This is a genomic window from Streptococcus merionis DSM 19192, assembly GCF_000380085.1.
Lineage (GTDB): Bacteria > Bacillota > Bacilli > Lactobacillales > Streptococcaceae > Streptococcus > Streptococcus merionis.
In genome coordinates, this window is the sequence record NZ_KB904547.1 from 24,327 (window position 1) to 36,520 (window position 12,194).

Sequence of the window (12,194 nt, forward strand, 5' to 3'; positions counted from 1 at the left end):
TCACTAGTCACTGTCAGTTTTTTCAAAACGCAGTCCATATTCTGTCAAAAATGCTCTTGATGATTGAAAACGATCTCTTGAAACAAAGTGACTCCCTTGTGAATACGGGCTCCTAGAAGTCAGTTGCTGTTGTTGATGAGGCAAAAAGGTTCCAGCAACCGCGCAGGAGCAGCAGGAGTAATTGAAAGGGCAGATGCTAAAAGTGTAAATTTTGCAAAAAGCGAGCCTGAGGCAATCTGTCCAGACTCTTTTTCATATAAATAGGCAAGAGTAGTACGGCTTCACACCTTTAGTCAAGGCTGCTTTCAGTGGGAAGTAGTTCCTACCGATTAAAAACATTTCTCGCTTTCTTCGTACCATTTTACCACAAAGGAACTTAGGAAAGTTAGCGCAGGCAATAAACACTTTGAAGATTTACTCTCATTTTACAGCGTTATGGTCGCGCTCACTTATTAGCCTTAAAAGGTCTGGAGAACTTTTGAAGTTGAAAATCCAACTGCTGGAGGTAGTGCCTTTGCTACGACCTGCAATTCTGTCAGTATTGATGAGCTAAGGCGCTTCATTATCTGGGCATAAGAAAGACTTTTTTCTTGGTTAACAGAGTGGGACTCAGTTAACCAAAACGATCTCGATTGTCGAAAAAAGGATTGCTTTAATCCAGTGTTTTGCCTATAAACCCAGACTAAAAATAACACTCCAATTTTAATGAAAGAAAACTATGAATCAAAAAATTTTAGATACCTTGGAATTTGGCAAGGTCAAGTCGCTTTTTCAGCCGTTTTTGGTAACGGCTCAGGGGCGAAACGAATTAGTGAGTCTGGCTCCGACGGCCGAGACTAAGCGAATACAGGTCCAGTTTGAGGAAATGCGCGAGATGGCGGAGCTCTTTGTTGAATCACCGCATTTTGCCCTCGGGGAGACCAGTGATATCAGTGGCTTAGTAGCGCGTCTAGCGTTGGAAGGTCAGCTCAATATAGAGGAGTTTTTGGCCCTCAAGCGTCTGCTAGAAGTCAGTAAGCACCTCAAAGAGTTTTACGAAGATTTGGAAAATGTCCAGCTGGAGCAACTGAGCAGACTCTTTGAGAATTTGGAAGTTTTTCCTCATTTGCAAGGAAGTCTTCAGGCTATCAATGATGCTGGTTTTGTGGAATCATTTGCTAGTCCTGAGCTAGCAAAAATCAGACGGACGATTCAAGAGAGCGAAGAGCAGGCGCGTCAGGTTATGCAGGATATTCTCAAAAAACAAGGGGAAATGTTGGTTGAAGCCATCATTGTAAACCGTAATGGTCGGAACGTCTTGCCAGTTAAGAACACCTATCGCAACCGCATATCTGGCATTGTTCATGACATTTCTTCATCAGGAACGACCGTTTATATCGAACCGCGGGCAGTTGTCAATCTTAACGAAGCTATCACGAATGCCAGAGCTGACGAACGCCACGAGATTAACCGTATCTTGACAGAGCTGTCTGCAATGGTACAACCCTATCATAGCAGCTTTAAAAACAACGCTTGGCTGATCGGACATATCGATTTGGTACGGGCAAAACATCTCTTTGCGCGCAAGTATCAAGCGACCGTGCCAAGTATTTCTGAAGAACAGGCTATCCAGCTCCTCAATGTTCGCCACCCTTTACTAGAAAAGCCAGTGCCCAATGATCTCTACTTTGGTAAAGATTTAGCGGCGTTGGTCATCACAGGTCCCAACACTGGGGGGAAAACGATTATACTCAAAACGCTTGGGCTTAGCCAAATCATGGCTCAAGCAGGCTTGCCAATCTTGGCTGATCAAGGTAGTCGCATTGGAATTTTTGAGGAGGTCTATGCTGATATTGGGGACGAGCAGTCTATTGAGCAGAGTTTATCGACTTTCTCCAGTCACATGACCAACATTGTTCGAATTTTAGATGAGGTTAATGATCGGAGCTTGGTTCTTTTTGACGAATTGGGGGCAGGAACAGATCCTCAGGAGGGAGCTGCTCTTGCTATGGCGATTCTGGATGATCTTCGTCTGCGGGGCATCAAAACCATGGCGACGACCCACTATCCTGAGCTTAAGGCCTACGGCATTCACACGCCACATGTGGAAAATGCCAGTATGGAGTTTGACACCACGACTTTGAGTCCGACTTATCGTTTCATGCAAGGGGTTCCTGGTCGGTCAAATGCTTTTGAAATCGCTAAACGTCTGGGACTCTCCAGCATCATTGTCAAAGAAGCCCAATCTCAAACTCTAGGCAATACCGATGTCAATCAAATCATTGAAAAGCTAGAACAGCAGACTGCTGAGAGCCGTCGGCGTCTGGATAATATCAAGGCTGTTGAGCAGGAGAATCTCAAGTTTAACCGAGTTTTGAAAAAACTCTACAATGAATTTAGCCGTGAAAAGGAAAATGAACTGGATAAGGCTAGAGTAGAAGCCCAGGAAATTGTGAATTTGGCTTTAGAGGAAAGCGAGGAAATTCTTAAACATCTGCATGATCAAGCTCAACTCAAACCTCACCAGATTATTGAGGCTAAGACACAACTCAAAAGCTTGGTTCCTGAACAAAAAAAATTGGCCCAAAATAAGGTTCTTAAGAAAGCCAAGGCACAAAGAGCAGTTAAAGTGGGAGATGATATTACGGTCACAGCTTACGGTCAGCGTGGCACCCTGACTAGTCAGCTCAAGGACGGTCGTTGGGAAGCCCAAGTCGGCTTGATTAAGATGACGCTTAAAGCAGACGAGTTCGAACTGGTCAAAAAAGAAGAACCCCAAGTCAAGGCTAAGCAGGTCAATGTCGTCAAGCGTAGCAACGTCAAAGGGCCATCTGCTAGACTGGATTTGCGTGGCAAACGTTATGAAGAAGCGATGCAAGAGCTAGATGAGTTTATTGATCAGGCTCTGCTTAATAACATGGCTCAGGTTGATATCATTCACGGTATCGGTACGGGTGTTATCCGTGAAGGTGTGACCAAGTACCTCCGTCGCAATAAAAACGTCAAAACCTTTGGCTACGCTCCGCAAAACGCTGGTGGCTCAGGCTGTACTATTGTAGTGTTTCAGTAAATATAATAACTATGAGAAAGGCCAGCTTCTTTAGCACAAGCAACCCAAACATTATTAAAGAATTTGTCTGAACAGGAATTTGAAATATGGATTATATGCAGATTTTACAACGTTCACTTTGTGGTTATATTTTTGTTATTCCTATTTTATTTTTATATTTTATATTTTTGAAAAAAAATGGAAAAGAGCAAACGGTAGTACATATTATTTTTTCATTTATTTTTTGCTATTACTTAATTGGAATATTGACAGTGACAGGGATAGGTAAAAGTCTTGGTTTTTCTCCAAAATTTGAATTGATACCTTTTAAAGGCATGATATCGGCTCCAACTGATGCAATCTTAAATATAATTCTATTTATACCTTTAGGTTTCTTTTTGCCAATTTTATATAGAAACTTTAACCATATTAAAAAAATTGTTTTGGTCGCATTATCAGTCTCCTTATCCGTTGAGCTATTTCAGATGTTTGGAAGAGGGGCAACAGACATAAATGATTTGATAACAAATACTGTTGGAGCATGTATAGGGTATACTGTTTATAAAATATTATTCAAATTCATGAAACAAGAGTTGAAAAGTTCTTTTTTTTCAATTGGAATAAACGAGTATCTTGAGGTTTTCTTTTACTGGGTATGTTTGTTTATACTCATGATTACAATTCAACCATTTATAATTTATTGGTTATTTAATCTTGGGTAAAATGCCAATTTTTAAACATAAAAAAATAAAAATCCATCAAACTCTTTATAGTAGTCAATTAATCTATATCGTAGAGATTTTGGCAGTATAAAAGAGATAAGGAGGAGCGTTTTTGTAAAGAAGATGAGCGAGTAGATGAATAATGTATAAAGTGTTGTTATTGAATGGAGAATGCTATATAAAGACGTCAAAGACTGGGACAGACGTTTCAGGCTAACTTCCACATTATTTCATAAACAAACGGAACTTACTGTGAGAAGTTACAAATGGTTACAAATCTGAATTTTTTAAAATAATAGGGCAAATGTTCTTGCTAAATGGATAAGTTTCTGATATACTATTCAAGTATGTGGTGAAAAGCCCGTTAAATCAATCAGGAGGAAGATGTAAGAATGGCTAAAGTATGTTACTTTACAGGTCGTAAGACTGTATCAGGCAACAATCGCTCCCACGCGATGAACCAAACGAAGCGCACAGTTAAACCAAACCTTCAAAAAGTTACTGTTTTGATCGACGGTAAACCTAAAAAAGTTTGGGTTTCAGCACGTGCCCTTAAGTCAGGTAAAGTTGAACGCGTTTAAGAAGCAAAGCAGTCCCTCAGGGCTGTTTTTTTGCGTTCGTGGCTAAACTGATCAAAGGAACCGTTGCATTGTTACACATAGAGCGCGCTTAGCTTTTACACAAGGCTTTAAATATGGTAGAATAAAGGTATCATACTAAATGAGGTAGTTAAGATGACTGTAAAAATTAATACAAAAGATGGTCAAATCGAATTAACAGACGATGTGATTGCGACTGTTGTCGGTTCTGCAACGACTGAGATTTTTGGTGTTGTGGGAATGGCAAGCAAGGCTGCCATCAAAGACAACTTCAATGCTCTTTTGCGCCGTGAAAACTATGCCAAGGGTGTTGTGGTGCGGACAGAGGAGTCTGGTAGCATTGCAGTGGATGTCTATACGATGATGAGCTATGGTGTTAAGATTAGCGAAGTATCCAGAAATATTCAAGAGAGTGTCAAGTTCCAGTTGGAAAACCAACTTGGCATTTCAGCTGAGACAGTTAATGTCTTTATCCAAGATATCAAGGTCGTAGGAGAGTAATCGTGTCAAAAATCACAACCAGTTTATTTCAAGAAATGGTTCAGGCGGCATCGACCCGTCTGAATAAGCAAGCAGAGTATGTCAATTCGTTAAATGTCTTCCCTGTTCCAGACGGTGATACAGGGACCAATATGGGAATGACTATCACTAACGGTGCTAAAGAAGTTGCGAACAAGCCAGCGTCTACCGTCGGTGAGGTTGGTCAAATTCTTTCTAAAGGTCTTTTGATGGGTGCGCGTGGTAATTCAGGGGTTATCACTTCACAGCTTTTCCGTGGATTTGGTCAAGCCATTCGTGACAAAGAAGCGCTTGATGGTAAAGATTTGGCGCGTGCGTTTCAAAGCGGCGTTGAAGTAGCCTATAAAGCGGTTATGAAACCAGTTGAAGGTACAATTTTGACGGTTTCACGTGGGGCTGCGACTGCTGCTCTGAAAAAAGCAGAAGAGACAGATGATGCTGTAGAAGTGATGCGCGCAGCTTTAAATGGGGCTAATCGTGCCCTTAAAAAGACACCAGATCTTTTACCTGTGCTTAAGGAAGTTGGTGTTGTGGACTCAGGGGGTCAGGGGCTTGTTTACATCTACGAAGGATTTCTTGCAGCTTTGACGGGTGAATATATCGCTTCTGAAGACTTTGAAGTGACGCCTGCAGTTATGAGTGAGATGATCAATGCTGAGCACCACAAGGCAGTTGTTGGTCATGTGGCGACTGAAGACATTACATTTGGCTACTGTACTGAAATCATGGTGGCTCTTCGCCAAGGACCGACCTATGTAAAAGACTTCGATTACGAAGAGTTTCAAGGGTATTTGAGTGGTCTTGGAGATTCTCTCCTTGTCGTCAATGATGATGAGATTGTCAAAGTTCATGTCCACACTGAAGACCCGGGCCTTGTCATGCAAGAAGGGCTTAAGTATGGTAGCCTTGTCAAGGTTAAAGTGGACAACATGCGTGAGCAGCACGAAGCTCAGGTAGAAAAAGTAGCTGCGCCGACAGGCACTCAAAAGGACTTTGGGATTATTGCGGTGTCTGCAGGAGATGGATTGGCTGAAATCTTTACCAGTCAGGGGGTTGACTATGTGATTTCTGGCGGCCAGACGATGAACCCATCAACAGAGGATATTGTCAAAGCCATTGAAGAGGTCAATGCTAAGAATATCATCATCCTGCCAAACAATAAAAATATTCAGATGGCAGCTGAAGCTGCGGCAGATGTGGTTGAGCAACCAGCAGTGGTCGTTGCATCGCGAACTATTCCACAAGGATTGACGAGTTTACTAGCCTTTGATGCGTCTAAGTCCCTCGAAGAGAATCACGAAGCCATGACTTCAGCCTTGTCCGAAGTTACTAGTGGTAGCATCACAACAGCAGTCCGTGATACGACTATCGATGGTCTTGAAATTCATGAGAATGATAACCTTGGTATGATTGATGGGAAAATTGTCGTTTCTCATCCAGATATGGCAACTGCACTTTCTGAAACCTTTGCTCAAATGCTTGATGAAGACAGTGAGATTGTTACGATTTATCTCGGTGAAGGTTCAGATGAAGCCCTAGTTGAAGCCTTGTCTGAGCAATTAGAGACACAGTATGAAGACCTTGAAATTGAGGTTTATTCAGCTGGACAACCTGTGTATCCATACCTTTTCAGTGTTGAATAAAAATAAAAAGATTGGGCTTTTTGGGAGCTCGATCTTTTTAAGTATACGAGTTTGGCAATAAGATATCCGCTTTAAAATAGTCTGTCAAACATTTTGTTAGATGTTTGATTGTACATTTTTGAAACATTTTGTAGAAAAGGTATAACATATTTTTTAAGTATAAATAATCGAAAGAAGACAATTGATTTGACGACGTCAGGGGTGGTTTTCCACTCTCTTTTTGTAATTTAGACCTTGTGACTTTAGGTCGTTTCGCACCGTTCGTTAGATGTACTGTCGCAGTTATACAAAAAACTCCAAACGCGCTACAATAAAAGGTGTTCAAGTCTACTGCAAAGCGAAAGGAGAAAAGTATGCCTCAAAAGCGCATAGTTTATCGCACACAAAGTGGCTGTATTCTATCGCTTTATGTTCACATTCTCTAAATATGTAGGCATTTTACTACCTATCAAGCATCGATACTTTCATTTAGCCACTTTCTAGAAACATTGTCAATTTCGTTATAGCTTATTACGAGAGTTCTCTCCAAAAACGCCCATTCTCTCCTGAAATAGTGTATAATAGAGGTATTTAAACAGTGTGGTGTGGATTAGGTTGATGGATTGAAAAGAGAAGGACTTGGCAATTTTGTAACTTTAAGAAAGGAATTGTATGAAACGAGAAATAACGCCGGACATGTATAATTATAATAAGTACCCCGGCCCGAAATTTGAGCGACTGATGGATCAGGTGCGTTCAGAAGATATTTCGCTGACCTTGGTTGATAACTACAAGGAAGCTTTTAATCTGACTGCCTTTGAGCAACGCTTTACTACTTTTATGCTTAAGTTTGATTATATCGTCGGAGATTGGGGTAACGAACAGTTACGTTTAAAAGGCTTTTACAAGGACGAAAATACCAGAGATAGCACTTTGAAAATCAGCCATCTTGAAGATTATCTATTGGAATTTTGCAATTATGGCTGTGCCTATTTTGTCTTGGAGAATCCTACACCGCAAGAACCTGAGGTTGAAGTAGAGGAACCTCGTGTCACTCGTAATCGGGATAATGGTCGTCGTCGCCGTCCAAGGAATCGTCAGAATCAAGAAAAAAATGGATTATCTAGCAATGTTCAAGATCGAAAACACCGTGAATCACAGACGCGTTCAGAAAAAAATGCTGCAAAAACAAATCGAAATCATTCTGGAAAGTCAGGACAAACGCGTCGTCGAAATACGAAGTCAAATCAGGATAAGCGCCATTTTGATATTAAACCAGACAGACGAAATGATGCTAAGGCATCAACGTCAAGGTCAGTAAAGAGAGAAGTCAACGAAGGTAAACGCGACTTTGTTATTCGTCAGAAATAAGAGCTGGTATACTTGAGATAAAGTGGTTATTTTTGAACATTTAGCTATAAAGCAAGCGATGAGTAGCGGCAAAATCAGTCTTTATCGGAACATTTGACGATGAATACAGTTTCTGGGAGTTTTAGCTTTAAAGAGATAAGAAAGAACTCAATAGAGCAGTTTTTAAATGAAAGGGTATGAGGATGAAACCATCACTTTATGGAATGACACGAGATCAGTTAAAGGACTGGATAATAGAACAGGGCGAAAAAGCCTTCCGAGCAGATCAAATTTGGGACTGGCTCTACACCAAGCGGGTTCAAAGCTTTGAGGAGATGACTAACCTCTCAAAACCATTGTTAGCTATGCTGTCAGAGCAGTTTGTTCTCAATCCGCTTAGTCAACGCATTGTTCAAGAGTCGGCAGATGGCACGGTTAAGTACCTTTTTGAATTGCCAGATGGCATGCTGATTGAGACAGTTTTGATGCGCCAGCATTATGGCCTTTCGGTCTGCGTGACTACGCAAGTTGGTTGCAATATCGGCTGTACCTTCTGCGCTTCAGGATTGATCAAAAAGCAACGTGACCTCAATGCGGGTGAGATTGTGTCTCAAATCATGCTGGTGCAGAAGTATTTTGATGAGCGAGGTCAAGGAGAGCGTGTCAGCCATGTCGTTGTCATGGGGATTGGCGAGCCTTTTGATAACTATAGTAATGTTCTCAATTTCCTGAGAACCATTAACGATGATAAGGGGTTAGCTATTGGTGCGCGTCATATCACTGTTTCGACCTCAGGTCTGGCTCATAAAATTCGTGAGTTTGCCAATGAGGGAATTCAGGTCAATCTAGCCGTTTCCCTTCATGCACCTAACAATGACCTGCGTAGCTCTATCATGAAAATCAACCGTGCTTTTCCTTTGGAAAAATTATTTGCAGCGATTGATTACTACATTAAGACCACCAATCGTCGCGTGACCTTTGAATATATCATGCTTAACGAAGTAAACGATGGCGTGGAGCAAGCCAAGGAGCTTGCTAACTTGCTCAAGGACATCAAAAAACTCAGTTATGTCAATCTGATTCCCTACAACCCTGTTACTGAGCATGACCAGTATAGCCGTAGTCCACGCGAACGCGTCATGGCTTTCTACGATACGCTTAAAAAGCAGGGTGTTAACTGTGTAATTCGTCAGGAGCATGGTACGGATATTGATGCGGCCTGTGGTCAGTTGCGTTCTAACACCATGAAAAAAGATGCGACTAAGGTTGCGGCGGTGAACCTCTGATGTTAGCGAGGGTTTTGACCTCTGATTTTGAGCTAACCGCTCTAGGACGTAAAATCGTAAAGGCATTTACAGGGATCTATGCTCTTGCGATTGTCTTTATGTGCTTCGTTCCACAAAATTACCTCCCTCAGGTCAAAGCATTTTCCACTCCGGGGATTGTTCAGATTGGGCGCCTCTATCTGCTTCCTGTGCCTTTTAACAGCTTTGTCAATGCCAGAAATGTCAACAGTCTAGCTGATTATTTCTGGATTCTTCTACAAAATGCAGCCAATATTTTCTTGCTTTTCCCTCTTGTTTTAGGTTTTCTCTTCCTTTATCAAAAATGGCGGAGCTATCAGAAGGCCTTGCTTTACAGTTTTTATCTGAGCTTGACCATCGAGTGTACTCAGCTTATCTTGGATTTGCTCATCGATGCTCAGCGTGTCTTTGAAATCGATGACCTCTGGACCAATACCTTAGGAGGTTTGCTGGCCTATTGCTGCTATAGATGGCTTCGCGTTACCTATGTCGCCAGAAATGAAATTGACTGATGAGGAGACTAATGAAAACTAAAAAATCGGTGACGGTTCTTGCTTTGTTGATTTATCTGCTAGTGTTGACTTGGTTGATTGTATTTAAATTAGCGACAGCACCCTACGAACTGAGTCCCTTACGGTCTATCAATCTCATTCCTTTTGCCGAAAATTAAAATTGGGATGGTAGTTTTCATTTTAAAGAAGTCTTGGCTAATGGTCTAGTTTTCATTCCTTTGGGTGTATTGCTGAAGCGATTGAATGAAAAGGAATCTGCGTCAAGTAGCCTTGTATGTTCTGGGCCTCAGCTTTGTGTTTGAAGCAAGTCAATACCCGCTTGCCATGGGTGCTAGTGATGTGACAGACTTGTTGGCCAATACAGTTAGAGCTATTGTTGGCAGTCTATTATCTTTGGGATTTTCCAAACTTTTCAAAAAGTCCCTAGATGTTGTACTTGATTGGCTGATTCTCCTAGGTTCAGTCTTGCTTGTTCTCTTGGTATTATGGCTTAAATCCCGTGGAATTTGGATTTGGCATTTTGTTTGACTTAGCCCCATTTTCCAATGCCTAAAACAAGAAGAAATCCTAAGAAGAGAAAGGGAACAAACGGAATACTGGCGCATCTTTTGCTGACAAGATAATAGAAAATAGCTGTAAGACAGGCGATTTGCAAAAGCCAAAGGAGTTCTTGCAGGTCAAAGGATAGGCTGATGCTGGCCAGATAGAGAAAATCTCCCGCTCCCATCTTTATAAAGCCCAATTGGGCCAACCCTGCCAAAAGCAGACAAGCAAAAGTGATTGTGTTCCAAGGGGATAAAATGCTCGTCATCATGAAGAAAACTAACCAGACCATCAGTGGATAGGTCTGGTTTTTGCAATCATAACAGCTTAAGAGTAGACCAGCATAGGTAAGCAGCAACTCTGTCCAGGTAAGGAAGCCATGACTGGCAAAGAGAAAAGTAAAGCCACAAACTAGCTCCAAAAGCCAGTACCAAGGGGCAAATGATTTTTTGCAAAAGCGACAACGAAAGCGATTGATGAGCTGAGAAAAGATGGGAATCAGGTCTTGATAGGCCAACTGTTGCTGGCAAAGATCACAATGGCTAGCTGGGCTGATGATAGATTGTTCAGGAAAGCGCACGATAACTAGGCCAAAAAAGGACCCGAAACTAGCTCCCATCATAAATAATAAAAACTCTGTCATACTTAGTTATTCGTAAAAAATCTGAAAGTGTGCAACTTTTTTAATCTCAGTTCAATTGTTTGCAGGGCTATTTTTAATGGTCTATAATAAGGTTAGTTAATCATTTAAAAATAAAATCTGTATTCATAACTAAGATTGATTATTTCAAGAGATCGTTTTTGAAATATTACTGACGGTATTTTGAAAATGAACAATGATAGTCTTGAACGAAAGTGTTGAGCTGTGAATACAGGTTCGAAGAATAGGAGAATCTTATGACAACTACTAAATCATCTGTTGTAAATATGAATAAGGTCGAAGCCTTGCAGACGACTAAGGCTGTACTCAATCAGTCCGTGGCTGATTTGTCCAAGGCCCATAGCATTTTGCACCAAATTCACTGGTACATGCGTGGGCAAGGATTTCTAGTCTACCATCCTAAAATGGATGAGTATATGGAAGAGCTTGATGGCTATTTAGATGAATTAAGTGAACGCTTGATTACTTTGGGTGGGGCACCATTTTCAACGCTCAAAGAATTTGACGAGCAGTCTAAATTGATTGAAGTCAAAGGTGATTTTAGCCTTGCTATGGAAGAGCATTTGGCGCGTGTGATCGAAGTCTTCCAATATCTTGTCAGCCATTTTCAAACAGCTCTTGATGTGACTGATAAAGACGGTGATGACGTGACCAACGACATCTATGTAGGTGCCAAAGCTAGTCTTGAAAAACACATCTGGATGTTGAAGGCAGAGCTTGGTCAAGCACCGAGATGATAAGCCTGTTACGGATTGAAAAAGAAACCGAAATATATATGAAACACAAAAGACTAAGGCTCACTGACCTTGGTCTTTTTGAGTATCGTTAAAACGAGTACTCGTTATAAACATTCACAGAGACAGTAAAGCAAAAGAAAGATTGCTGCTTTTAGGCTCAAGCTTGTAAAGAAAAGAGTCTGTCTTGAGAATGGGAAACAAGTCTGAATAACTCAGCCCCTGACTTTACCGGATTTAGGCTTTAGGGGAGGGAGTATTTAATAGTCTGGAGAGCCCATTGAAGGCTTGAAGTCTTGGCTTATCGGTTTTATAGTCATTAAGTTTTAAAATAGTCTTCAAAACATTCGGAAATGCTAGAGAGTTTTCTTAACAGCTCTGTTATATGGTACTTCAAAACTGCCCAAGTTTGTTCAATTGGGTTTAGTTCAGGGGAATAAGGTGGTAGTGGCAAAAAATAGTGATGATGTTGAATACAAATGTTATCCAGTCTGGATTTGGGATGAAAGGAAGCATTATCCATAATCACAAGATGAGGTTCCCTTAGGCTAGGGATCAACTGTTGCTCAAACCAAGCGACAAAGAAGTCACTTGTCATAC

At 41.2% G+C, this 12,194-nt stretch carries 13 protein-coding genes; 11 read left to right on the forward strand and 2 right to left on the reverse strand.

Going from position 1 to position 12,194, the window contains the following annotated elements:
* Window positions 1–718: 718 nt before the first annotated feature.
* The 10 genes from A3I5_RS0105715 (at window position 719) to A3I5_RS12085 (ending at window position 10,184) form a co-directional block, all read left to right on the forward strand.
* Entirely contained in the window at window positions 719–3,049 is a 2,331-nt protein-coding gene (locus A3I5_RS0105715; protein ID WP_018373665.1) for an endonuclease MutS2, read from the forward strand.
* A gap of 95 nt (window positions 3,050–3,144) precedes the next feature.
* Complete coding sequence (locus A3I5_RS0105720; RefSeq protein ID WP_197696929.1) at window positions 3,145–3,750, forward strand: VanZ family protein; 606 nt, start codon at window positions 3,145–3,147, stop codon at window positions 3,748–3,750.
* A 392-nt stretch (window positions 3,751–4,142) separates the two neighbouring features.
* Window positions 4,143–4,331, forward strand: coding sequence for a 50S ribosomal protein L28 (rpmB, locus tag A3I5_RS0105725; protein ID WP_001140949.1), 189 nt, complete (start codon window positions 4,143–4,145; stop codon window positions 4,329–4,331).
* A 153-nt stretch (window positions 4,332–4,484) separates the two neighbouring features.
* The gene (locus A3I5_RS0105730; RefSeq protein WP_018373667.1) at window positions 4,485–4,850 is read left to right on the forward strand and encodes an Asp23/Gls24 family envelope stress response protein; all 366 of its coding nucleotides are present in this window, start codon (window positions 4,485–4,487) and stop codon (window positions 4,848–4,850) included.
* Between the two features lie 2 nt (window positions 4,851–4,852).
* The gene (locus A3I5_RS0105735) at window positions 4,853–6,511 is read left to right on the forward strand and encodes a DAK2 domain-containing protein (RefSeq protein ID WP_018373668.1); all 1,659 of its coding nucleotides are present in this window, start codon (window positions 4,853–4,855) and stop codon (window positions 6,509–6,511) included.
* A 651-nt stretch (window positions 6,512–7,162) separates the two neighbouring features.
* On the forward strand, window positions 7,163–7,861 hold the full coding sequence (locus tag A3I5_RS0105740; protein ID WP_026216952.1) for a YutD family protein: 699 nt from the start codon (window positions 7,163–7,165) through the stop codon (window positions 7,859–7,861).
* A gap of 182 nt (window positions 7,862–8,043) precedes the next feature.
* Window positions 8,044–9,126 (forward strand): dual-specificity RNA methyltransferase RlmN, encoded by a 1,083-nt coding sequence (gene rlmN, locus A3I5_RS0105745; RefSeq protein ID WP_018373670.1) that lies wholly within the window; start codon window positions 8,044–8,046, stop codon window positions 9,124–9,126.
* Window positions 9,126–9,656 carry a VanZ family protein gene (locus tag A3I5_RS0105750; RefSeq protein WP_018373671.1) on the forward strand — a complete coding sequence of 177 codons (531 nt, stop codon included), beginning with the start codon at window positions 9,126–9,128 and terminating at the stop codon, window positions 9,654–9,656. The genes rlmN and A3I5_RS0105750 overlap by 1 nt, the downstream gene beginning before the upstream one ends.
* An 11-nt stretch (window positions 9,657–9,667) precedes the next feature.
* Window positions 9,668–9,814, forward strand: a complete 147-nt coding sequence (locus tag A3I5_RS12605; protein WP_156809073.1) for a hypothetical protein — start codon at window positions 9,668–9,670, stop codon at window positions 9,812–9,814.
* An 85-nt stretch (window positions 9,815–9,899) separates the two neighbouring features.
* A complete protein-coding gene (locus tag A3I5_RS12085) occupies window positions 9,900–10,184 on the forward strand; it encodes a VanZ family protein (protein ID WP_051071091.1) in 285 nt (94 codons plus the stop codon).
* A gap of 1 nt (window position 10,185) precedes the next feature.
* On the opposite strand, the gene A3I5_RS0105760 is transcribed toward A3I5_RS12085, so the two are convergent.
* Entirely contained in the window at window positions 10,186–10,842 is a 657-nt protein-coding gene (locus tag A3I5_RS0105760; protein WP_026216953.1) for a prepilin peptidase, read from the reverse strand.
* A gap of 254 nt (window positions 10,843–11,096) precedes the next feature.
* Here A3I5_RS0105760 and A3I5_RS0105765 point away from each other — a divergent pair, with 254 nt between their 5' ends.
* Window positions 11,097–11,597 carry a Dps family protein gene (locus A3I5_RS0105765; protein ID WP_018373673.1) on the forward strand — a complete coding sequence of 167 codons (501 nt, stop codon included), beginning with the start codon at window positions 11,097–11,099 and terminating at the stop codon, window positions 11,595–11,597.
* A gap of 316 nt (window positions 11,598–11,913) precedes the next feature.
* On the opposite strand, the gene A3I5_RS0105770 is transcribed toward A3I5_RS0105765, so the two are convergent.
* On the reverse strand, window positions 11,914–12,194 hold a 281-nt coding region (locus A3I5_RS0105770), incomplete at its 5' end, for a transposase (protein WP_018373674.1).